This is a genomic window from Massilia terrae (assembly GCF_024753145.1).
GTDB lineage: Bacteria > Pseudomonadota > Gammaproteobacteria > Burkholderiales > Burkholderiaceae_D > Telluria > Telluria terrae.
This window is the reverse complement of record NZ_JANUGU010000004.1, coordinates 85,673-107,217: the sequence shown is the minus strand read 5'-3', so window position 1 is coordinate 107,217 and position 21,545 is coordinate 85,673. Positions and strand designations below refer to the sequence as shown.

General features: G+C 68.9%; 19 protein-coding genes. 11 read left to right on the top strand and 8 right to left on the bottom strand.

Annotated elements, in window-relative coordinates:
• Positions 1–190 precede the first annotated feature (190 nt).
• Positions 191–385: a DUF1059 domain-containing protein gene (locus NX778_RS13480; protein ID WP_258812265.1), complete on the top strand. Its 195-nt coding sequence runs from the start codon at positions 191–193 to the stop codon at positions 383–385.
• Positions 386–393: 8 nt separating this feature from the next.
• Positions 394–1,089: a hemerythrin domain-containing protein gene (locus tag NX778_RS13475; RefSeq protein WP_258812264.1), complete on the top strand. Its 696-nt coding sequence runs from the start codon at positions 394–396 to the stop codon at positions 1,087–1,089.
• 3 nt (positions 1,090–1,092) lie between these two features.
• Here NX778_RS13475 and NX778_RS13470 read toward each other — a convergent pair whose 3' ends face one another.
• The gene (locus NX778_RS13470; protein ID WP_258812263.1) at positions 1,093–2,391 is read right to left on the bottom strand and encodes an acetyl-CoA hydrolase/transferase family protein; all 1,299 of its coding nucleotides are present in this window, start codon (positions 2,389–2,391) and stop codon (positions 1,093–1,095) included.
• 161 nt (positions 2,392–2,552) lie between these two features.
• On the opposite strand from NX778_RS13470, the gene NX778_RS13465 reads away from it, so the two are divergent.
• The 9 genes from NX778_RS13465 to NX778_RS13425 all read left to right on the top strand — a co-directional run bounded on the left by NX778_RS13465 (position 2,553) and on the right by NX778_RS13425 (position 14,851).
• The gene (locus NX778_RS13465) at positions 2,553–3,098 is read left to right on the top strand and encodes a hypothetical protein (protein WP_258812262.1); all 546 of its coding nucleotides are present in this window, start codon (positions 2,553–2,555) and stop codon (positions 3,096–3,098) included.
• Positions 3,099–3,187: 89 nt separating this feature from the next.
• Positions 3,188–3,946, top strand: coding sequence for a 3-hydroxyacyl-CoA dehydrogenase (locus NX778_RS13460; protein ID WP_258812261.1), 759 nt, complete (start codon positions 3,188–3,190; stop codon positions 3,944–3,946).
• 95 nt (positions 3,947–4,041) lie between these two features.
• Positions 4,042–5,820, top strand: coding sequence for a gamma-glutamyltransferase (ggt, locus tag NX778_RS13455; RefSeq protein WP_258812260.1), 1,779 nt, complete (start codon positions 4,042–4,044; stop codon positions 5,818–5,820).
• A gap of 69 nt (positions 5,821–5,889) precedes the next feature.
• Positions 5,890–7,053: a patatin-like phospholipase family protein gene (locus tag NX778_RS13450; protein WP_258812259.1), complete on the top strand. Its 1,164-nt coding sequence runs from the start codon at positions 5,890–5,892 to the stop codon at positions 7,051–7,053.
• Positions 7,050–11,297 carry a hybrid sensor histidine kinase/response regulator gene (locus tag NX778_RS13445; protein ID WP_258812258.1) on the top strand — a complete coding sequence of 1,416 codons (4,248 nt, stop codon included), beginning with the start codon at positions 7,050–7,052 and terminating at the stop codon, positions 11,295–11,297. Before NX778_RS13450 ends, NX778_RS13445 begins: the two co-directional genes overlap by 4 nt.
• A 37-nt stretch (positions 11,298–11,334) precedes the next feature.
• Positions 11,335–12,045, top strand: a complete 711-nt coding sequence (locus NX778_RS13440; protein ID WP_258812257.1) for a response regulator — start codon at positions 11,335–11,337, stop codon at positions 12,043–12,045.
• 96 nt (positions 12,046–12,141) lie between these two features.
• A complete protein-coding gene (locus NX778_RS13435; RefSeq protein ID WP_258812256.1) occupies positions 12,142–13,785 on the top strand; it encodes an AMP-binding protein in 1,644 nt (547 codons plus the stop codon).
• A 2-nt stretch (positions 13,786–13,787) separates the two neighbouring features.
• Positions 13,788–14,285, top strand: coding sequence for a MarR family winged helix-turn-helix transcriptional regulator (locus NX778_RS13430; protein ID WP_258812255.1), 498 nt, complete (start codon positions 13,788–13,790; stop codon positions 14,283–14,285).
• 95 nt (positions 14,286–14,380) lie between these two features.
• Positions 14,381–14,851, top strand: a complete 471-nt coding sequence (locus NX778_RS13425) for a hypothetical protein (protein ID WP_258812254.1) — start codon at positions 14,381–14,383, stop codon at positions 14,849–14,851.
• A 5-nt stretch (positions 14,852–14,856) separates the two neighbouring features.
• On the opposite strand, the gene NX778_RS13420 is transcribed toward NX778_RS13425, so the two are convergent.
• The 7 genes from NX778_RS13420 to cobO are packed head-to-tail and all read right to left on the bottom strand — an operon-like array spanning position 14,857 to position 21,533.
• Positions 14,857–16,314, bottom strand: a complete 1,458-nt coding sequence (locus tag NX778_RS13420; protein WP_258812253.1) for a cobyric acid synthase — start codon at positions 16,312–16,314, stop codon at positions 14,857–14,859.
• A complete protein-coding gene (locus tag NX778_RS13415) occupies positions 16,311–17,183 on the bottom strand; it encodes a cobalamin-binding protein (protein ID WP_258812252.1) in 873 nt (290 codons plus the stop codon). Before NX778_RS13415 ends, NX778_RS13420 begins: the two co-directional genes overlap by 4 nt.
• Complete coding sequence (gene cobD / locus NX778_RS13410; protein ID WP_258812251.1) at positions 17,180–18,160, bottom strand: threonine-phosphate decarboxylase CobD; 981 nt, start codon at positions 18,158–18,160, stop codon at positions 17,180–17,182. The genes NX778_RS13415 and cobD overlap by 4 nt, the downstream gene beginning before the upstream one ends.
• On the bottom strand, positions 18,153–19,085 hold the full coding sequence (gene cbiB, locus NX778_RS13405) for an adenosylcobinamide-phosphate synthase CbiB (protein ID WP_258812250.1): 933 nt from the start codon (positions 19,083–19,085) through the stop codon (positions 18,153–18,155). Before cbiB ends, cobD begins: the two co-directional genes overlap by 8 nt.
• Positions 19,079–19,636, bottom strand: a complete 558-nt coding sequence (gene cobU, locus NX778_RS13400) for a bifunctional adenosylcobinamide kinase/adenosylcobinamide-phosphate guanylyltransferase (protein ID WP_258812568.1) — start codon at positions 19,634–19,636, stop codon at positions 19,079–19,081. The genes cbiB and cobU overlap by 7 nt, the downstream gene beginning before the upstream one ends.
• A complete protein-coding gene (locus tag NX778_RS13395; RefSeq protein ID WP_258812249.1) occupies positions 19,633–20,937 on the bottom strand; it encodes a cobyrinic acid a,c-diamide synthase CobB in 1,305 nt (434 codons plus the stop codon). Before NX778_RS13395 ends, cobU begins: the two co-directional genes overlap by 4 nt.
• Complete coding sequence (gene cobO, locus NX778_RS13390; RefSeq protein ID WP_258812567.1) at positions 20,931–21,533, bottom strand: cob(I)yrinic acid a,c-diamide adenosyltransferase; 603 nt, start codon at positions 21,531–21,533, stop codon at positions 20,931–20,933. Before cobO ends, NX778_RS13395 begins: the two co-directional genes overlap by 7 nt.
• Positions 21,534–21,545 lie beyond the last annotated feature (12 nt).

Below are 21,545 nucleotides of genomic sequence, written 5' to 3'. Positions count from 1 at the left end.
AAACTCAGCATGGGTCCCGGCGTGTAGGGACACTGCTAATCGCCATAGTCCACGACCTCGACCGGCGCATCGTCCGCCCCGCAGACATGGTCCATCGCTTCGATTCTTGCCGACATGTGTCCTCCGCGCCATCGCTTGAAGTCGCCGACCCCACGGATATACTGGTAGTGCGACCTGACAGGAGGTCATCATGGCACGCAAATATATTGACTGTCGCGAATTTCCAAGCGACACGAAATGCTCGGTGACGATCGCGGCCGACAGCGAAAACGAGCTGCTCGACGCCGCCGCCCAGCATGCGGAGAGGGTGCACGGGCACCAGGATTCACCAGAGTTGCGCGAGCAGCTCAAAACCGTGATGCACGAGGGCCGTCCGCCGGAATAGGAGCAGGCATGCCCAAGCGACGGACCATTCTGCTGGCGGGAAGCGCCGCGCTGGCCCTGGCGCCCGCGCGGGTGTGGCCAGCGGAAGGCGGCAAACAAGTTACCGCCAACGAAGACCTGATGCGCGAGCACGGCGTGCTGCGCCGCGCCCTGATGGTCTACACCGTCGCCGCCGAGCGCCTGAACGAGATCGGGCACGCCGACCTGCATCCCGAGCTGCTGGCGCGAACCGCGCGGCTATTCCGCAGCTTCGGCGAGGATTACCACGAGCGCAAGCTGGAGGAGCAGCACATCTTCCCGGCCGTGCGCAAGATCGCAGGCAAGGTCGCTGACTACCCCGACATCCTCCAGCAGCAGCACGAACGCGGGCGCGAGCTGACCGATTACGTCCTGCAGGTCACGCGCGGCGGCAACATCGCCTCGATCAATATGGACCCGCTGGCGCAGGCGCTGCAGGAATTCGTCAGCATGTACCGCATCCACGCCGCGCTGGAAGATACCGAGGTCTTCCCCGCCTGGAAGGAGTCGCTGTCGCCGCGCGCCTACGCTGAAATGGGCGAGCGCTTCGAGCAGATCGAACGGCAGGCCTTCGGCAAGGACGGTTTCGACGAGGCGCTCAAGCAGATCACCGCCATCGAGCAGCAGTTCGGCATGCCGACCCTGTCCGGCGTGACGATGCCGGCGCCGCCCAAGCCCGGCGCCTGACGCTCAGAACACGCTCATCCGGTCCGCCTCCTCGCGCAGCCAGTCGCGGAAATCGGGATGCGCGATGCCGATCAGCGCGCGCGCCCGTTCCTTGGCCGACTTGCCACGCAGCTGGGCCACGCCATATTCCGTGACCACGTAGTTGACGTCGTTCTTGCTGGTGGTCGCGTGCGTGCCCGGGCACAGCGTCGGCGCGATGCGCGATACGGTGCCGTTCCTGGCCGTCGACGGCAGCACGATGAAGGACTGGCCGCCGCGCGAACGGTTGGCCGCGCGCACGAAATCGGCCTGGCCGCCGGTGCCGGAGTAGGGCAGGTGGCCCAGGCTCTCGCTGCCGCACTGGCCCAGCAGGTCGATCTGCAGGCTGGCATTGATCGACACCAGCTGGTCGTTCTGGCCCGCGATGTACGGATCGTTGGTGAAATTGGACGGATGCATCTCCAGCATCGGGTTCTGGTGCATGAACTGGTAGAGCTTGCGCGAACCGAGCGCGAAGGTGGCTGCCATCTTGCCCGGCATGAAGTTCTTCTTGCGATTGGTGACGACGCCCGCTTCGACCAGGGTCAGGATGCCGTCGCCGATCATTTCGCTGTGGATGCCGAGGTCGCGCTTGCCGGTCAGCTGCATCACCACCGCATCCGGGATGCCGCCGTAGCCGATCTGCAAGGTCGAGCCGTCCTCGATCATGTCGGCGACGTATTTGCCGATCGCTTCCTGCACCGGGCCGATGGCGGGCAGGCCCACTTCCAGGATCGGGTCCTCGCTCTCGACCAGCGCCGTCACCTGCGACACGTGCACATGGCACTGGCCGTGGGCGAAAGGCACGTTGGGATTGACTTCAAGCACCACTGCGCGCGCCTTGGCCACCGCCGCCATCGTGTAGTCGCAGCCCAGGCTGAGCGAAAAGTAGCCATGCGCATCCATCGGCGAGGCCATCGCGAACACGACGTCGGACGGCATCAGGCCACGCTCGATCAGGACCGGGATCTCGGAGAAGTAGCAGGGGATGAAGTCGCACCAGCCGGCCTGCCCGCCGGGACGCGAGGCGCCGCCGAAGAACAGCGCGGCGTGGCGCACGCAATCGGCCGTTTCCGGATCGAAGTAGCCGTACTTGCGCACCGCCAGGATCTGCGCCACCCGCACTCCGCGAAAGCGCCGCCTTTCCTCTGACAGGGCGGTGAGCAGGGTGGGCGGCTCGCCGACGCCGGTCGGCACGATGATCATGTCGCCGTTGCGCACCTGGTTGAGCGCATCGGCCGCGCTGCCGCGTTTTGATTGGTACAGCTCCTGCACCGTCTGCATGTAGCGTCTCCTGATTGATTGTTATTGGATCAGTGTAGCCCTGAAAGCTGACTTGAAAATGACGCTGTCGATGTGCAAAAACTGACAGCTTGGCGTGCGCTTGCTCGCCTCGCCCCGGCGGATAATGGTTCCTTCCGAATACGAACTGCATGAGGTGGACCATGAAACGTGCAGCATGCCTGCTTGCGCTGGCGGTGCTGGCCGCCGGCGCCGGCGCACAAGCCGACAAGGCCGCCCAGCAGGCGCAGGAGCAGCGCCACGGCGATCCGCAGTCCCAGGAGGAACAGGCCGGCAATGCCGCCCTGCAAGCGGTGCGCAAGCCGGGCGAGCACGCGGTCGAAGGCCAGCCGCAGGGCCAGCCGGAGCAGCAGGCCAAGGACCGGCAGGCCAGGGACCGGGAAGCCAAGGACCAGCAAGCGCCCAAGCAGAAAGGCAGGCAGCCGCCGCGCCGGCGCGCCGTCCCGGCCATCATCGGCACCATGCCGGCCCCGTCCGCTCCGCAAGCCTATGGCCCGGTGCTCAACCCGAGCCCGATGCCGGCGCCCGCCCCGGGCGGATCGCCGCCGCCGGGCCAGATCAAGCAGTGCATTGGCAGCCAGTGCACCGATGCCTCCGGCAAGTCCTACCAGATCGGGGTGGGCAATGCCGGCACCGACAGCAATGGCCGCTTGTGCAATCGCTCCGGCGCAACAGTGCAATGCTTTTGAGCCGGACGTGGCTTTTTCCCCGAAAAGTTCGCTACAATCGCGCTGGTTGACGTTTACGTAAACGTTAGGCAAACCTACCTGGGGAAATCATGCAAATTCAGAACAATGTATTCATCGTCACCGGCGGCGCGTCGGGCCTCGGCGCGGCCACCGCGCGCATGCTGACCGCGGCCGGCGGCAAGGTCGTGCTGGCCGACGTGCAGGTCGAGGCGGGCGAGGCGCTGGCGAAGGAGCTGGGCGGCAAGTTCGTCAAGTGCGACGTCACCTCGGAAGCGGACGGCAAGGCCGTGGTCGACGCGGCGCTGGCGCTGGGCACGCTGCGCGGCCTGGTCAACTGCGCCGGCGTGGCGCCCGCGGTCAAGACCGTCGGCAAGGACGGCCCGCACCCGCTCGACCTGTTCCAGCGCACCGTCAACATCAACCTGGTCGGCACCTTCAATATGTGCCGCCTGGCGGCGGACGCGATGGGCAAGGCCGACGCGATCGAGCACGGCGAGCGCGGCGTGATCATCAACACCGCATCGGTGGCCGCTTTCGACGGCCAGATCGGCCAGGCTGCCTACGGCGCCTCCAAGGCCGCGGTGGCCGGCATGACGCTGCCGATGGCGCGCGACCTGTCGCGCAGCGGCATCCGCGTGATGACCATCGCGCCGGGCATCTTCGAGACCCCGATGCTGATGGGCATGCCGCAGGAAGTGCGCGATTCGCTCGGCAAGATGGTGCCGTTCCCCCCGCGCCTCGGCATGCCGTCCGAGTACGCCCACCTGGCCAAGGCCATCATCGAAAACGTGATGCTCAACGGCGAGACGATCCGCCTGGACGGCGCGATCCGCATGCAGCCGAAATAAACATGGCGTATTGACGCTAGGATTTGTTGTAGGATGCCAATAGGTATCGGGCGCGCGGCGCAGGCCGCGCGCCCTTTTCATATGTGGAGATCCTGGTGACGAACCTGAAACTGCTCGCCCTTTCCGGCGCCCTGGCGGGCGCCTTCCTCAGTCCTTGCGCATGGGCGCAGGATACCCTGCAAAAGTCGCCCGAAGCGTCGACCGGCTACCACGAAAAGGCCGGCTGGGCCGCGAGCAAGTTCATGGTGGCGGCCGCCAATCCGCTGGCGGTGGAGGCCGGTTACCAGATGCTGAAGAAGGGCGGCACCGCGATCGATGCCGCCATCGCCACCCAGCTGGTGCTGACCCTGGTCGAGCCGCAATCGTCCGGCATCGGCGGCGGCGCCTTCCTGATGTACTACGACGGCAAGAAGGTGCAGGCCTTCGACGGCCGCGAGACCGCGCCGGCCGCCGCCGACGAGCACCTGTTCCAGCACCCGGACGGCACGCCGATGTCGCGCGTCGAAGGCATCGTCGGCGGCCGCTCGACCGGCGCGCCGGGCGTGCTGCGCATGCTGGCGCTGGCCCACAAGCAGCATGGCCGGCTGCCGTGGAAGACCCTGTTCCAGCCTGCGATCGAGCTGTCCGCCAACGGCTTCGCGGTCAGCGAGCGCCTGCACCGCCTGCTGGCCTGGGATCCTTACATCCGCAAGGACGCCGAGGCGCGCGCCTACTTCTACGATCCCAGCGGCGAGCCGTGGCCGGTCGGGCACATCCTGAAGAATCCCAAGCTGGCAGCCACCCTGCGCGAACTGGCCGACGGCGGCGCCGAGGTGTTCTACACCGGCCACATCGCCAGCGATATCGCGGCCAAGGTGCACGCGCACCCGACCAACCCGGGCCTGCTGACGGCGCAGGACATCGCCAGCTACCGGCCGAAACTGCGCGAGCCGGTGTGCAGCGACTACCGCGTGTACACCGTGTGCGGCATGCCGCCGCCGTCCTCGGGCGGCATCGCGGTGGCGCAGATGCTGGGCATGTTCGAGACCATGGACATGAAGGCACTGGCGCCCGCCAACGGCGTGCCCGGCACGCAGGCGGTGCACGTGTTCTCGGAAGTGGGCCGCCTGGCCTACGCCGACCGCGACCGCTACGCCGCCGACACCGACTTCGTGCCGCTGCCCGGCCGCGGCATCCCGAGCCTGATCGACAAGGGCTACCTGGCCCAGCGCGCCAAGCTGGTGGGCGACAAGTCGATGGGCAAGGCGCCGGCCGGCCACCCGCCGGGCATGGACGTGGCCTGGGGCACCGACAACTCGATCGAGGCGCATTCGACCTCGCACATGTCGGTGGTCGACCAGTACGGCGCCGGCCTGGCCATGACCACCACCGTGGAAGACGCCTTCGGCTCGCGCCAGATGGTGGACGGCTTCATCCTCAACAACCAGCTGACCGACTTCTCCTTCGATTCGCGCGACGCCAACGGCCCGGTGGCCAACCGCGTCGAAGCCGGCAAGCGCCCGCGCAGCGCGATGTCGCCGACCGTGGTGTTCGACAAGAAGACCGGCAAGCTGGTGCTGACGGTCGGCTCGCCCGGCGGCCCGGCCATCATCAATTATGTGGCCAAGGTGCTGGTGGGTACGCTGGACTGGGGCCTGAACGTGCAGGAAGCGATCTCGCTGCCCAACTTCGGCAGCCGCAATGGCCCGACCCAGCTCGAGACGGGACGCTTCCCGGTGTCGGAGATCGAAGCGCTGAAGGCCAGGGGCCACGTGATCCGCACGGTGGACGAGAACTCGGGCCTGCACGGCATCGAGCGCATCAACATCCACGGTGTGCCGCTGTGGTTCGGCGGCGCGGATCCACGCCGTGAGGGCATCGCCAAAGGCGACTAGTTCAGAGGCCGTTTCAACACGGTCGCCTTGTCTCTTCCCCAAGCGTGACAGGTTTGTTACTCTTGGTGAATGGAAACTGAACAGAAGACCGGGCTGATCCTGACCGGAGGCGGCGCCCGCGCCGCCTACCAGGCCGGGGTGCTCGACGCGATCGGCGCCATCCTCGACGATGGCGGCCGGCCGCGCGGCCGCAGCCCGTTCGACATCATCTGCGGCACCTCGGCCGGCGCGCTCAACGCGACCGCGCTGGCCTGCCGTGCCGACAACTTCGAGGAAGGCGTCCACAAGCTGCTGCAGGTGTGGCAGGACATCAGCGCCGAGCAGGTCTACCGTGCCGACATGGTTGGCATCATGCGCTCCGGCGCGCGCTGGCTGTCGCTGCTGGCCTTCGGCTGGCTGCTGCGCAAATGGCAGGCCGCGCCACCCAATTCGCTGCTGGACAATACGCCGCTGTGCGGCCTGCTGCACCGCATCCTCGACCTCCCGCGCCTGGACCGCGCGCTGGCGTCCGGCCACCTGCACGCGCTGGCGGTCACGGCCTCCTCGTACACGATGGGGCACCACGTCACCTTCTACCAGAGCGCGCGCGAGGTGCTGCCGTGGGTGCGCACCCAGCGCCTGGCGCTGGCCGACCAGATCGGCGTCGAGCATCTGCTGGCCTCGTCCGCGATCCCCTTCATCTTCCCGGCCGTGCCGCTGTACCTGGACGGCCGCCTCGAATACTGCGGCGATGGCTCGATGCGCCAGCTGGCGCCGATCTCGCCCGCGATCCACCTCGGCGCCGACCGCTTGCTGGTGGTGGGCGCGGGCCGCGCCAACGAGGCGCCGCCGGGACCGCCGTCAACCCATTATCCGAGCCTGGCGCAGATCGCTGGCCATGCGCTGTCCTCGATCTTTTTCGACAGCCTGGCGGCCGACGTCGAGCGCGCCAACCGGATCAACCAGACGCTGTCGATGATGTCGGCCCGTGAGCGCGCGCGCATGCCGCTGCGGCCATTGAAGATGCTGGTGATCGCGCCGTCCGAACGGCTCGAGGAAATCGCCGCGCGCCATGCCCACAGCCTGCCGCGCCCGGTGCGCATGATGCTGGCCGCGGTCGGCGCGATGGAAAGCCGCGGCGCCGCGCTGGCGTCCTACCTGCTGTTCGAACGCAGCTTCACGCGCGAACTGGTCGATCTCGGCCGGCGCGACACCTTCGCCCGGCGCCACGAGGTGCAGGCCTTCTTCGCATGAGACCACTGTTCGCCCTGATCCTGCTGCTGGCGCTGGCCGGCATCGCCCCGGCCACGCGCGCAGCGCCGGCCGCCACGCTGCGCTTCGACCACCTGACCACCGAGGACGGCCTGGCGCAGGAGACCGTGCTCGCGATCGCCCAGGACGCGGACGGCTTCATGTGGTTCGGGACCCAGACCGGCCTGTCGCGCTACGACGGCTACCGCGTGACCAATTACCGCAACGTGGTGGGCGACGCCCGCACCGTGGCCCACAACTACATCCGCGCGCTGCACGTCGACCGCAGCGGCCAGCTGTGGGTCGGCACCGACGGCGGCCTCGATCGCTACGAACCGGACACCCAGTCGTTCACCCACTTCGTGCCGAAGGAGCCTTACCGGCTCGGCAACGGCAACCGGCGCGTGATGGCGATCCTTGACGACCGCAAGGGCGGCATGTGGATCGCCACCGGCGACGGCCTGCAGCACTTCGATCCGGCCAGCGGCAAGTTCCGCACCTGGCACCGGGTGCCGGGCGACGACGCCAGCCTGGTCGACGACCGCGTCAACGCGCTGGCGCTCGACAGCGCCGGGCGCCTGTGGATCGGCACCTCGACCGGCGTCGACAGCCTGGAGCCGGGCAGCGAGCGCTTCGAGCATTACCCGCGCGCCGCCAGCGCCCACAACGACGCCGTGCGCGCGCTGCTGGTGGACCGCGACGGCGCGTTGTGGGTCGGCACCCAGTCGGGACTGGAGCGCTGGTCGCGCGCGCCGCGCGGGGAGCGCCGCGTGTTCGGCCCTGACGATGGCCTGAAGCCGGGCGAAGTCACCAAGCTGTACGAGGGCCCGGATGGCGCGGTGTGGATCGGCTCGCGCGAGAATGGCCTGTACCGCTGGCGCGTGCGCAGCGGCCGTTTCGCCAACTATGCCCACGTCGCCATCGACGACCACAGCCTGGCCGACAACCAGGTCTCGGCGCTGTACAGCGACCGGGTCGGCACCTTCTGGGTGGGCACCTGGTATGCCGGCGCCTCGCGCGTGGACCTCGGCAGCGGCGGCTTCACCCGCATCGTGCGCGCGCCGGACCAGCAGGTCACGCTGGCCGACAACAAGGTGCACGCGCTGGCGCCGGACGGCAGCGGCAAGCTGTGGCTGGCCACCAACGCCGGCCTGAACCTGTTCGATCCGGCCACCGCCACCACCGTGCGCGTGTTCCGGCACGACCCGAAGAACCCGGACAGCCTGATCGACACCATGGGCACCGCGCTGGCGCGCGAACCGGGCGGCGCGCTGTGGATCGGCAGCAGCCGTGGCGTGACGCGCTTCGATCCCGCCACCGGCCATTTCACGCGGCGCCTGCTGGTGCCGGGCGACGGCGAAGCCAACGAGGTGCGCTACATGAGCATGGACCGCGCCGGCACGCTGTGGATCGCCAGTTCCGGCGGCCTGCACCGGCTCGAGACCGGCAGCGGCAAGCTGACCACCTACAAGCGCGACCCGGGCGACGCCAGCACCCTGACCGACAATATCGTGCGCCCGATTCTGGAAGACCGGCGCGGCCGCCTGTGGGTCGGCACCTTCGACGGCCTGAACCTGCTCGACCGCGCCACCGGCAAGTTCCGCCACTTCCACCACGACGAGCGCGACCCGTCCAGCCTGACGCACGACGAAGTCCACTACCTGCTGGAGGACAGCAAGGGCAACCTGTGGGTCGGCACCGCTGCCGGCATCAACCGCCTGGTCGAGGAAAAGAACGGCAGCATCCGCTTCCTGCGCTACACCACCCGCGACGGCCTGGGCAACGACGACGTGGCGGCGATGCAGGAGGACCGCGCCGGCCGCATCTGGGTGTCGACCAGCGCCGGCCTGTCCTGCCTCGACCCGGCCACCTCGACCTGGCGCAACTACGTCGCCGTCGACGGCACCATCGAGGGCGCCTACTACGACACCTCGGCCCTGCGCGCGGCCGACGGCACCCTGTACTTCGGCGGCTTCAACGGCATCACGGCGTTCAACCCGGACGCCATCCGCGACAACGGCATCGCGCCGCGCGCGGTCATCACCGGCTTCCAGATCTTCAACCGGCCGGTGGGCCAGATCCGGCGCGATGGCGCGCCGGGACCGATCGAGCACGCCAGGACGATCACCCTGAGCGCGGCGGAATCGGTGTTCACGCTGGAGTTCTCGGCGCTGCACTACGCGGCGCCCCAGCGCAACCGCTTCGCCTACAAGCTGGAAGGCTTCGACCGCGACTGGGTCAGCGCCGACGCCACCAAGCGCTTCGCCACCTACACCAACCTCGACCCCGGCCATTACGTGTTCAAGGTCCGGGCGGCCAACAAGGACGGCGTGTGGAGCAGCACCCCGGCCGAGCTGAATATCGTGATCGAGCCGCCGTACTGGAAGACCTGGTGGTTCCGTGTGCTGGGATTGCTGCTGCTGCTCGGCGCCGGCTACGGTGTGGTGGTGGCGCGCCTGTCCAACCTGCGCCGCCAGAAAGTGCTGCTGGAGCGCCAGGTGAGCGCCCGCACCGAGCGCATCGAACAGCAGAACCGCCTGCTCGAACTGCAGACCCACGAGCTGCGCGAGCGCGAGCGCGAGGTGAGCCGCAATACCGAGGACCTGGCCCAGGCCAACCGCGCGCTGCAGGACAATGAGGAGCGCCTGCGCCTGGCCAAGCAGCGCGCCGAGGACGCGACCCGCCAGAAGTCCGAATTCCTGGCCAATATGAGCCACGAGATGCGCACCCCGCTGGCCGGCGTGATCGGCATGCTCGGCTTCGCGCTGCGCGACCGCCAGCTGAAGAACACCACGCGCGAGCAGATCGAGCGCGGTCAGGCCAGTGCGCAGTCGCTGCTGGCCATCATCAACGACCTGCTCGACTTCTCCAAGATCGAGGCAGGCAAGCTCACCATCGAGAACATCGACTTCGCCCTGCACGCGGCAATCGACCACGTGGCCAGCCTGTTCGAGGAGCAGGCCGCGGCGCGCAGCGTCGGCTTCGCGATCGAGCTGGCGCCCGGCCTGCCGCGCTTCGTGGTGGGCGACCCGACCCGGCTGCGCCAGGTGCTGGTCAACCTGCTCGGCAACGCCTTCAAATTCACCAATGACGGCGCCATCACTCTCGCGGTGGAGCGACGGCCGGGCGACCAGCTGAACACCGAGCCCGGGGTGGAGCGGCCGAACATGATCCGCTTCTCGGTGCGCGACACCGGCATCGGCATCGCCGCCGCCGCCTTGCCGCGCCTGTTCCAGAAATTCGAGCAAGCCGACAGCACCACCACGCGGCGCTACGGCGGCACCGGGCTGGGACTGGCGATCTGCCGCCAGCTGGTCGAGCTGATGGGCGGCTGGATCACGGCCGAGAGTATCGAGGGCGTGGGGAGCACCTTCAGCTTCGTGCTGCCGCTGGCCGACGGCGTGCAGCCGCCGCAGCCGCTGCGCGAACGGCGCGAGCCGCACACGCATCGACTCGCGGTGCTGTGCGCGGAAGACTTCCCGACCAACCAGATCATCGTGCGCACCCTGCTGGAAGAGCTCGGCCACGAGGTCGACGTCGCGGGCAACGGCAAGCTGGCGCTGGCGGCCTGCGCGCGTCGCCGCTACGACCTGGTGCTGATGGATGGCCGCATGCCGGAGATGGATGGCGCCACCTGCGCGCGCCTGATCCGCGCCGGCGGCGAGGCGGATGCGCCGGTGCTCGACCCGCAGGTGATGATCGTCGCGCTCACCGCCAACGCCAGCGACGAGGATCGCGCGCGTTACCTTGCCTGCGGCATGGACGGCTTCCTGTCCAAGCCGATCGACGAGGAGGCGCTGCACTTCCAGCTGGTGCGCGCGATCGAACGCCAGCTGGCGCGCGGTGTCGCGCTCGAACTGCTGGCGCCGCGCAGGCCGGCCCGCAGCACGGCGGAACTGGATGAGATGTTCGGCGTGTTCACCGGCCCGGACCTGCAGGCCGATGCGGCGGCAAGCGGGGCAGAGCCGGGCGCCGACCTGCGCCAGCGCATGCGGGCCGCCTTCGCCGCCGACCTGCCGCGGCGCCGCGCGCAGCTGGAGCAAGCCTTGCAGGGCGCGGACCGCGAAGCCTGCGCCATGCTGCTGCACGGCCTGCGCGGCAGCGCCGGCTATCTCGGCGAGACCGAGCTGGCCGAGCTGTGCGGCCAGCTCGAAGCGCTGGCCGACGGCGGCGACTTCGATGCGCTGCGCGCCGGGCTGCCGCGCCTGGCCCAGATGCTGCGCGCGTTCGACTCCGCCTGGGCCTGAGCCGCAGCCCGCTATAATGCGGGAAAACGGAGACGCGATGAAGGAACGGACCAAGGTGCTGGTGGTGGATGACGACGTGGTGTCGCGCATGGTGCTGATGCACCTGGTCGACTCCAGCGGCAGCTACGACGTGCTCGAGGCCGAGGACGGCGAAGACGCATGGCGCCTGCTCGACGGCGGGCCGCGGCCGGCGATCGTGTTCTGCGACCTGCGCATGCCGCGCCTGTCCGGCATGGACCTGCTGCAGCGGATCCGCGCCGACGCGCGCTTTTCCAGGCTCCCTTTCGTGCTGGCCTCCGCCGCCGACGAGCGCGCGACGGTCGACCAGGCCAGCGTGCTGGGCGCCTCGGGCTACCTGGTCAAGCCCTTCGACCCGGACGCGGTGCGCGCGCTGCTGGCCAGCCTGGGCGCGGCCGAGGACGACGCCGAAGCTCCCGCGCAGACCTTGCGCCGGCTCGGCATCGACGCCGCCCGCCTGCTGCTCTACCTGGGCGGTCTGCACAAGCAGCTGGGCGAGGCCGGCGCCGCAATCGGGCAGTTGCTCGCGGCCGGCGACGCCGACGAGGCCCGTGCGCGCCTGCGGCGCCTGGGCGAGGGCTGCGCCACCCTCGGCCTGCATGCCGCATCGCGCGCGCTGTCCGGCGCCGCCGCCAAATCCGGGCTGCAGCTGTGCGATGCCGAGGATGCGCTCGATGCCGCGCGCAGCAGCGTGGTGCGCCAGAGCGACCTGGCGCGCGCAATGGGCTAGGCCAACAGCATATGCGAATCCGCTTGCTGAGCACATAGTTTAGGTCTAAAGTAAGCCCCGGTTCCGGTCCATCACTCACTCTTCCACGGGGCGTCCATGACACGCTTTACCGCTGCAGACCTGAGTCCTTCCGCCTACGTGGACGGCTTTGCGCGCGCCAGCCTGCCGCCGTTCGACGAGTGGCCCGATTTCCTGTTCGAGCTGCCCGAACTGCGCTACCCCGCGCGCATGAACTGCGTGGCCGAACTGGTGGACCGGGCGGTCGACCGCGGCTGGGGCGCGCGCATCGCGCTGATGAGCGCGGACGAACGCTGGACCTACCGCGAGCTGCAAGAGCGAATCGACCGCATCGCCCACGTGCTGCACCGCGACCTTGGCCTCGTCACCGGCAACCGCGTGCTGCTGCGCGGCGCCAACTGCCCGATGATGGCCGCGGCCATCCTGGCGGTGCAAAAGGCCGGCCTGATCGCCGTCCCCACCATGCCGCTGCTGCGCGCCGCCGAGCTGTCCAAGATCATCGGCAAGGCCAGGGTGGACGCGGTACTGTGCGCCGGCGCGCTGTGCGCCGAATTCGATGCGCTCTCGGTCCCGTGCCCGCCGCTGCTGCGCTTCGGCGACAAGGAGAGCCCGCACGGCCTGGAGGCGCGGATGCGGGCGCACGATGCGCCGTTCACCGCAGTCGACACCTCCGCCGACGACGTCTGCCTGATCAGCTTCACCTCCGGCACCACCGGCGTGCCGAAGGGGACCATGCACTTCCACCGGGACGTGCTGGCAATCTGCGACTGCTTTCCTCCGCACGTGCTGCGCTCGCGCATCGACGACGTCTTCATCGGCACGCCGCCGCTGGCCTTCACCTTCGGCCTGGGCGGGCTGCTGCTGTTTCCCCTGCGCGTGGGCGCGAGTGCGGTGCTGCTCGAAAAGCTCACGCCCGAGTCGCTGCTGGCCGCCATCGAACAATACCGCGCCACGGTGTGCTTCACCGCGCCCACCTTCTACCGCCAGATGGCGCCGCTGGCCGCGCGCTTCGACCTGTCCAGCCTCACGCGCACGGTGTCCGCCGGCGAGGCGCTGCCACTCGCCACGCGCGAAGCCTGGCGCGCCGCCACCTCGCTCGACATGATCGACGGGATCGGCGCCACCGAGATCCTGCACATCTTCATCTCGGCTTCCGGTCCCGACATCCGCCCCGGCGCCACCGGCAAGCCGGTGCCGGGCTACCGTGCCTGCATCCTCGACGAGCATGGCATCGAGCAGGGGCCGGGCGTGATCGGGCGGCTCGCGGTCAAGGGGCCGACCGGCTGCCGCTACCTGTCCGACCCGCGCCAGCGCGACTACGTCAAGAACGGCTGGAACCTCACCGGGGACGCCTATGAAATGGACGACGAAGGTTATTTCCACTATCGCTCGCGCACCGACGACATGATCATCTCGGCCGGTTACAACATCGCCGGCGTCGAGGTCGAGGAGGCGCTGCTGCGCCATCCGGCGGTGGCCGAATGCGGCGTGGTCGGCCTGCCCGATGCGGAGCGCGGCCAGCTGGTCGAAGCCCACGTCGTGCTCAAGCCGGGCATCGAGGCTGGCGAGGCGACCGCGCACGAGCTGCAGGAATTCGTCAAAGGCCAGATCGCGCCCTACAAATATCCACGCTCGGTAAAATTCCGTGACCGGCTGCCGCGCACCGAAACCGGCAAGCTGCAGCGCTTCAAACTCAAGGCCGATCCGGCCGGGCAGGAATGATGATGGCGGATCAGGCGCAAGACGGCGGCGGCGAAGCGCTCGACCTGGCGAGCCGACTGACCATCGATCACCACCAGTCGCTCAAGCTGTGGCTGCGCATGCTGTCGTGCACCGTGCGCATCGAGAACGAGATCCGCAGCCGGCTGCGCGAGACCTTCGACATCACCTTGCCGCGCTTCGACCTGATGGCGCAGCTGGAGCGCCATCCCGAGGGCCTGCGCATGGGCGAGCTCTCCAAGCGCATGATGGTCACCGGCGGCAATATCACCGGCATCACCGACCTGCTCGAACGTGAAAAGCTGGTGCTGCGCGTGCCCGATCCCAAGGACCGGCGTGCCTTTTCAGTCAAGCTGACCGACGCCGGCCGCGCCGCGTTTGCCGAGATGGCGGCGGTGCACGAGCGCTGGATCGAGGAGCTGCTGTGCGATGTCGCGGTCGATGACAAGGCGCGACTGATCGAGCTGCTGTCGCAGATGAAGCGCCATCTCGACGCCGGCTGAAGGCGGCGCCGAAGTTCAAGCGGACAGATTAGGGCTGCTCAAACGCGCGGTGCCAGTGCAGGTGTAAACTTGGCTGAATCGATTGGGGAGCGCATATGAGCAGTCCCAGCAGCGCGGAGGTTGACGCAAAGATTGCAACCGTGGAAGCCCGCCTTGAAGGGCATGTCGCGGCAATTCACGCGAGCATCGATGGGCTGGTGATGCGCATGGATGAACGCGACAAGCGCCTGGAGGAACGCGACAAACAAACGGATGAGCGTTTCGCGAGGCTCGAAAAGTTGTTTGAAAAAACGCAGGAATCGATCAGCAATCTCAAAACGACGACGATCGTCACGGGCCTCAGCGCGGTAATCGCGATTGTCCTCGGAGTCGGCGCAATCAACGCGACGCTGTTGTCCAATATGACCGCTGCCTTCCAGGCCGGAGCCAGTATGGGGGCAACCCAGGCAGAGATCAAACGGCAGGTGGAAGAAACCGCGGTTTTGCTCAAGCAGCTGCAGGCGGGCATGCCGCCAGTCCTTCCTGCGAAGCCCGCAGGCTCAACGCCGCCATCGCGCCGGCCGTAAGAGCCTCATCGCGCCGCCAGCTCCAGCAGGCGTGCCAGCAGCGGTTCGGCGGCGTCGGCGATGCGATCAAGGCTGGCGTTGCGCAGGGCGGCGCTGTCGACTTCCTGCGCGCCGTGCAGGCCTGCCCAGTCGAGCAAAGCGGCACAGGCTCGCGGGTTGTCGAACAGACCGTGCAAGTAGGTCCCAAGGATCTGCCCATCTGCGGACATGGCGCCGTCGCCGCGGCCATCGATGCAGAACGCGGGATGCGCCATCGCGACACCTTCCGAAACGCCCATATGGATCTCATAGCCGTCGATCGGGATGTCGTTTTGGCCGAACGCGAATTCGCCAGAGACTTGCGCCAGCCGCTTGGTGCCGGCCAGCGTCGTGCTCATGTCGAGCAAACCGAGAGCCTGCGATGTGCCGGGCGCTCCTTCGACGCCTTCGGGATCGGCCACGCTGGCCCCGAGCATCTGGAAGCCGCCGCAGATGCCGATCACCTTGCCGCCGTAGCGCAGGTGGCGGCGGATCGCGTCGAACCAGCCGTGCTCGCGCAGCCAGGCCAGGTCCGCGCGGGTGTTCTTGCTGCCCGGGAGGACGATCAGGTCGGCGCCGGGAATGGCCTCACCCTGGCGCACGTAGCGCAGGTTGATTTCGGGATGCACGCGCAGCGGATCGAAATCGGTGTGGTTGCTCATGCGCGGATAGCTCGGCACCACCACGCGGAACGCGCCCGCGCGCGGCGCCACCGGCTGCACCGCGTCCTCGGCATCGAGGTAGAGGCCGTGCAGGTAGGGCAGCACCGCCAGCACCGGCTTGCCGGTCTCGCGTTCGAGCCATTCCAGTCCCGGCTCCAGCAGCCCGATGTCGCCGCGGAAGCGGTTGATCACGAAGCCGATGATGCGCCCACGCTCGCTCGGGGACAGGCAGGAGAGGGTGCCGACGATGTGCGCGAACACACCGCCACGGTCGATGTCCGCGACCAGCACCACCGGGCAGTCGACCGCTTCGGCAAAGCCCATGTTGGCGATGTCGCGGTCGCGCAGGTTGATCTCGGCCGGGCTGCCCGCGCCCTCGACGATCACCGCATCGTATTGTTGCCGCAGCCGCGCGTGCGATTCCAGCACGGCCTGCATCGCCACGGTCTTGTACTGGTGGTAGTCGCGCGCATCCATCTCGGCGCGCACGCGGCCGTGGACGATCACCTGGGCGCCGATGTCGCTCGAAGGCTTGAGCAGCACCGGGTTGAAGTCGGTATGCGGCGCGACACCGGCGGCGATGGCCTGCAGCGCCTGGGCGCGGCCGATCTCGCCGCCGTCGCTGGTGACCGCGCTGTTCAGCGCCATGTTCTGCGGCTTGAAGGGCGCGACCTTGACGCCGGAGCGCCACAACAGGCGGCACAGGGCGGCGACCAGCGTGCTCTTGCCGGCGTCGGAGGTGGTGCCCTGCACCATCAGGGTGGGATAGGGGAAGCGTTTCATTTGTGGCGGTGGCTGCGTGCCAGTTCCAGTTTTTCGCACAGCTGGGCCGCGCCGTCAATCATGCGCGGGCCGGCGCGGTTGAGGAGATCGCCGTCGACCGTGAACAGGTTGTCGTTGCGGACCGCGGTGAGGGCGCCGTACCGCCGCCACATATCGATGCCGCCGTAGCTCTTTTCCGCTGAGCCGAAGATGGCTTCCGGATTCGCCTGCAGCACGCCTTCCACGCTGACCACCGGGGCCGTCACCGCCAGGCTGGCGAAGACGTTTTCGCCGCCGCACAGGCGCAGCGCGTCGCTGACGATGTGCTGGCCATTGAGCGTGTACAGCGGCTTGTCCCATACCTGGTAGAAGGTGCGTACCGGCGGGCGGTTCGCGTAGCGCGTGCGCAGGCCGGCCAGTGTGGCCGACAATGCCGCCGCGGCGCTGTTGGCCGCATCGCTCGTCCCCATCAGCTGTCCAAGCCTGAGCAGGTTGTCCGGGATGTCATCCAGCTTGCGCGGTTCGCTGTGAAAGACCGGCACGCCGAGCCTGCGCACCACGTCGATCTGCCGTTCCGAATTCCCGTGGCGCCAGACCACCAGCAGGTCGGGCTTGAGCGCGATGATGCGTTCGAGGTCGAGTTCGATGTTGGAGCCGATGCGCGGGATCTTCTTCGCCGCTTCCGGGAAGTCGCTGTACGAGACGGCGCCGACGATGTGGTCGCCGCCGCCGGCGGCAAACAGCAGCTCGGTGATGTGCGGGGCCAGCGAGATGACGCGCAGCGCCGGCTTTTGCAGGGTGACGGTGGCGCCGTCGTCATCCTTGACCGTGATGGCCGCGTGGGCCAGCAGGGGCGCCGCCAGCATGGCCGGCAGGAACAGTCGTTTCATCCTTGGTCCCAATCCCGTAGTGCTTGTTCGATCCGATTCCACTGCCACGCATGGGCCGGCAGGCCGATGCGGATACCGCGCCCGGCCTCGCGGAACAGGCGCACCCAGATCGCGCGGCGCGCCATATGCTCGTGAAATTCTTCCGGATGCACGCTGGCCCACCAATGAAACAGCGGCGTGCCGGACGCGTGGATCCCGTGGGCGGCCAGCAGCGCGCGCATGCGCATGCCGTCGCGCGCGAGCCGTGCCTGGGTGGCCTGCTGCCATGGGCGATCGCGCAGCGCCGCCAGCGCAACCAGCTGCGCCGGTCCGCTGACGGTCCAGGGGCCGAGCACGTCGGCCAGCGCCGCGAGCAGGCGTGGCTCGGCGCCGGCGAAGCCCAGCCGCAGGCCGGCGAGACCGAAGAACTTGCCCACCGAGCGCAGCACGATGAGGCCGGGTCGCCCAACGTGTGCGGCCACGCTCGATGCGGGCGCGGTATCGCCGAAAGCTTCGTCGACTACCAGCCAGCCGCCGCGTGCTGCCAAGGCATCGCACCATGCGATCAGCTGGGCGGGAGCGACGGTGTCGCCGGTCGGGTTGTTGGGATTGCAGACCACCAGCACGTCGCTGTCGCCGACCGCCGCACCGAGCGTGGCGTACGGGACCTGGCGCATGCTGTGCCCGTGCTGGGCCCAGTGATGGCTGTGTTCCGCGTAGCCCGGCGCGGCGACGGCGATGCGCGACGGCGCGCGCAAGCGTGGCAGGGCCTGGATCGCCGCCTGGGTGCCGGCCACCGGCAGCAAGTGCGGCGCGCCGTAGTAGTCGCAGGCCGCTTGCACCAGCGCGGGGTCGGGTTCCGGCAGGCGCTGCCACGCGTCGGGCGCCAGCGCCGGCGCCGGGTAGCCGATCGGATTGAGGCCGGTGGACAGGTCGATCCAGTCATCGCCGCCGAAGCGCTGCTGTGCGTCGCGCAGGTTGCCGCCGTGTTCAAGCATGCAGCGCTCCATGCACGAGTGCGGCCGTGGCCACTACGGCCAGCCAGAGCAGGGTGGTGTGCCAGACCAGCGTCCACGCGCGCGGGATGTCGTGTGCGGCCGCAGCCGGGCCGGCGCCGAGAACCGGACGCGTTTCGAGTTCGCCGTCATAAACTGCGGCGCCGCCAAGCGTGACGCCGAGCGCGCCGGCGCCGCTGGCCATGACCGGGCCGGCATTCGGGCTGCTCCACGCGCGCGCCTGGCTGCGCCAGCAGCGCCAGGCGCGCAGGCGTCCGCCCGGCGCCGCCAGCAAGACGTAGGACAGTGCGGTCAGGCGCGCCGGCAGGTAGTTCAGCACGTCGTCGATGCGCGCTGCGGCGCGACCGAAGAAGTTGAAGCGTTCGCTACGATAGCCCCACATCGCGTCCAGCGTGTTCGACAGGCGAAACAGCAGGGCGCCCGGCCCGCCCGCGACGATGAACCAGAACAGCGTGCCGAACACGGCGTCGTTGCCGTTCTCCAGCAGCGATTCGGCGCCGGCCCGGGCCAGCTCCGGCTCGCTGGCCTGTGTCGTGTCGCGGCTGACGATGCGCGAGGTGAGCCAGCGCGCGCGCGGCAGGTCGCCTTGCGCCAGCGCGGCGCGGATCGGCAGCGCGTGGTCGCGCAGGCTGCGCAGGCCAAGGCAGAGATACAGCACCAGCGCGTGCAGCGCCCAGCCTCGCAGCGCGCATGCGAGCGCCGTCAGCGGAACGACGGCGAGCAGCCACGCCGCCGCACCACGCGCGACGCGTGCGCGGCCGCGGTTCAGGCGCCGTTCGAGCCACTGGGCCAGCATGCCCAAGCCGACCAGCGGATGCCAGCGCCGCGCCTCGCCCAGCAGCAGGTCGAGGATGACGCCAGCCGCCAGCAGGATGGCGGTTTCGGCGAGCGATAGTCCGCTCAGCACGGAGGGCCTTTGAGGACAAGCGGCAGGCCGGCGGCGACGAACAGCACGCGCTCGCAGCGCGCGGCGACTTCCTGGTTCAGGCGGCCCGCTTCGTCAGCGAAGCAGCGCGAAACCGCGCCAAACGGCACGATGCCCATGCCGACTTCATTGGACACGAAGATGACTTCGCCCTCGGCATTGTCGAGCCAGTCGAGGAGCGCGGCGCGCTCCTGCGCGAACAGCGCCGGCAGCGTCACCGGCCCCAGTTCGGGATACACCTGGCCTTCGGCGAACATCAGGTTGGTGAGCCATAGGGTCAGGCAGTCGACCAGCACGATGCGCCCGGGCGCGCACAGTTCGCGCAGCCGGTCCGCCAGCGCGGTGGCTTCCTCGACCGTCTGCCATTCGGCCGGGCGGCGCGCGCGGTGGTGTTCGATGCGGGCCGCCATTTCGCCATCGCCGGCGTGCGCGGTGGCCAGGTAGACCACCTGCTTGCCGCATTCGCGAGCGAGGCGCTCGGCCAGCGCGCTCTTGCCGGAGCGCGCGCCGCCGAGCAGCAGGGTGCGGCTCACCATGCCCGCCCCGTCAGCAGCGCTGCCACGGCTTGCGGATTGGAGGCGAAGTAGGCGTGGAAGTAGGAAGCGGTCAGCGCCCCCTGCCGGTACACGGCTTCGCCCTCGGAGCCGCTTGGGTACTTGCTGGTGCAGGCCGCCGGCGCCAGCGTGGTGGCCATGCGCGAGTAATGGAAGGTATGGCCGCGCAGCGGGCCGGAGGCGGTCGGCATCGATTGCGGTCCGAGCCCGGCGAGGCGCGCCTGCATCGCCACCGCCCCCGGCAGCAGCCCGGCCATGGCCCAGGTATGGCCCTGCTGGTCGGTGATCGATTCGGCGATCGCCATCATGCCGCCGCATTCGGCCAGGATCGGAATGCCGGCGCGGTGCGCGGCGCGAATCGACACCTGCCAGCGTCCGGCCGTCGCCAGCGTGGCGCCATGCAGTTCGGGATAACCGCCAGGCAGGTAGACCGCGTCGGCATCCGCCGGCACCGGATCGTCGGCCAGCGGCGAGAAAAAGACGAGGCGCGCCCCGAGGGCGTGCAGGGTATCGAGGTTGGCGGGGTACAGGAAGCAAAAGGCAGCGTCGCGCGCGACCGCCACCGTCTTCCCGGCCAGCAGCGACGGAATCGGCTCCGGCGTCACCGCGTCGGGCAGGCGCGGCGCGAGCGTGCTCCAGGCGTCCTCGTCGAGCACCAGCTGGGCGGCCAACTGGTCCAGCAACGCGTCGAGGCCGCCGACTTCTTCCGGCGTCACCAGGCCGAGATGCCGCTCCGGCAGCGAGTGCGCCTGCGGCGGCAGGTTCGCCAGCAGCGGCACCTCGCGCAGCGATGCGGCCACCATGCGCGCGTGGCCTTCGCTGGCGACACGGTTGGCGATCACGCCGGCCAGCCGCACCGGCCCGTAGTCACGCAGTCCCAACACCACGGCGCCGGCGGTTTGCGCCATCGCGGCAGCATCGATCACGGCCAGCACCGGCAGGTCGAATTCGCGCGCCAGGTCTGCGGCCGAAGGCTGGCCGTCGTACAGGCCCATCACGCCCTCGATCAGCACCACGTCGGCCTCGCGCGCGGCTTGCGCCAGCTGCTGGCGGCATTGCTCGGGGCCGGTCATCCACAAGTCGAGGGTGTGCACCGGCGCGCCGCTGGCGCGTTCCAGCAACATCGGGTCGATGAAGTCAGGCCCGCACTTGAACACGCGCACTCGCTGACCCATGCGCGCCAGGCGCCGCGCCAGCGCCGCCGTCACGGTGGTCTTGCCCTGGCCGGACGCGATGGCGGCGACCAGCACCATGCGTGCACCCGGATGCGCGTTCACCATTCCGTGCCTGCCTGCGCCGCGATGCCGGCCGCAAATGCATGCTTGACCACGTTCATTTCGGTGACCGTGTCGGCAACCTCGATCAGCTCCGGCGGCGCGGCGCGCCCGGTCACCACCACGTGCTGCATGGCCGGACGGTCGAGCAGGTCGGCGATCACCTGGTGCACGTCGAGGTAGCGGTACTTGAGCGCGATGTTCAGTTCATCCAGCACCACCAGCCCGACGGCGGGATTTGACAGGAAGAGCTTTGCCTGTTCCCATGCCAGCTGCGCCCTGGCGATGTCGCGCTCGCGGTCCTGGGTCACCCAGGTGTAGCCTTCGCCCATCGCGTGGAAGCGCACTTGTTCGGGGAAGCGGCGCAGGAACAGCTCCTCACCGGTCGCCATCGCGCCCTTGATGAACTGGACCACGCCGACCTGCACGCCATGGCCCAGCGCGCGCACTGCCATGCCGAAGGCGCTCGAGCTCTTGCCCTTGCCGTTGCCGGTGTTGACGATGATGACACCGATGTTCTTATCGGCGGCAGCGATCTTCGCGTCGATGATCGCCTTCTTGCGTTCCATGCGCAGGCGGTGGCGCTCGTTCTGGTCGGTCATCATGTGCACTTT

Excerpts from the sequence above, each read along its gene's own strand:
- cobO (WP_258812567.1), bottom strand. The coding sequence starts at position 21,533 with ATGACCGACCAGAACGAGCGCCACCGCCTGCGCATGGAACGCAAGAAG.
- NX778_RS13415 (WP_258812252.1), bottom strand. The coding sequence starts at position 17,183 with ATGAAACGACTGTTCCTGCCGGCCATGCTGGCGGCGCCCCTGCTGGCC.
- NX778_RS13465 (WP_258812262.1), top strand. The coding sequence starts at position 2,553 with ATGAAACGTGCAGCATGCCTGCTTGCGCTGGCGGTGCTGGCCGCCGGC.
- NX778_RS13480 (WP_258812265.1), top strand. The coding sequence starts at position 191 with ATGGCACGCAAATATATTGACTGTCGCGAATTTCCAAGCGACACGAAA.
- cobD (WP_258812251.1), bottom strand. The coding sequence starts at position 18,160 with ATGCTTGAACACGGCGGCAACCTGCGCGACGCACAGCAGCGCTTCGGC.
- NX778_RS13425 (WP_258812254.1), top strand. The coding sequence starts at position 14,381 with ATGAGCAGTCCCAGCAGCGCGGAGGTTGACGCAAAGATTGCAACCGTG.
- NX778_RS13420 (WP_258812253.1), bottom strand. The coding sequence starts at position 16,314 with ATGAAACGCTTCCCCTATCCCACCCTGATGGTGCAGGGCACCACCTCC.
- NX778_RS13435 (WP_258812256.1), top strand. The coding sequence starts at position 12,142 with ATGACACGCTTTACCGCTGCAGACCTGAGTCCTTCCGCCTACGTGGAC.
- NX778_RS13445 (WP_258812258.1), top strand. The coding sequence starts at position 7,050 with ATGAGACCACTGTTCGCCCTGATCCTGCTGCTGGCGCTGGCCGGCATC.
- NX778_RS13475 (WP_258812264.1), top strand. The coding sequence starts at position 394 with ATGCCCAAGCGACGGACCATTCTGCTGGCGGGAAGCGCCGCGCTGGCC.
- NX778_RS13470 (WP_258812263.1), bottom strand. The coding sequence starts at position 2,391 with ATGCAGACGGTGCAGGAGCTGTACCAATCAAAACGCGGCAGCGCGGCC.
- NX778_RS13450 (WP_258812259.1), top strand. The coding sequence starts at position 5,890 with ATGGAAACTGAACAGAAGACCGGGCTGATCCTGACCGGAGGCGGCGCC.
- NX778_RS13440 (WP_258812257.1), top strand. The coding sequence starts at position 11,335 with ATGAAGGAACGGACCAAGGTGCTGGTGGTGGATGACGACGTGGTGTCG.
- NX778_RS13460 (WP_258812261.1), top strand. The coding sequence starts at position 3,188 with ATGCAAATTCAGAACAATGTATTCATCGTCACCGGCGGCGCGTCGGGC.
- NX778_RS13430 (WP_258812255.1), top strand. The coding sequence starts at position 13,788 with ATGGCGGATCAGGCGCAAGACGGCGGCGGCGAAGCGCTCGACCTGGCG.
- NX778_RS13395 (WP_258812249.1), bottom strand. The coding sequence starts at position 20,937 with ATGGTGAACGCGCATCCGGGTGCACGCATGGTGCTGGTCGCCGCCATC.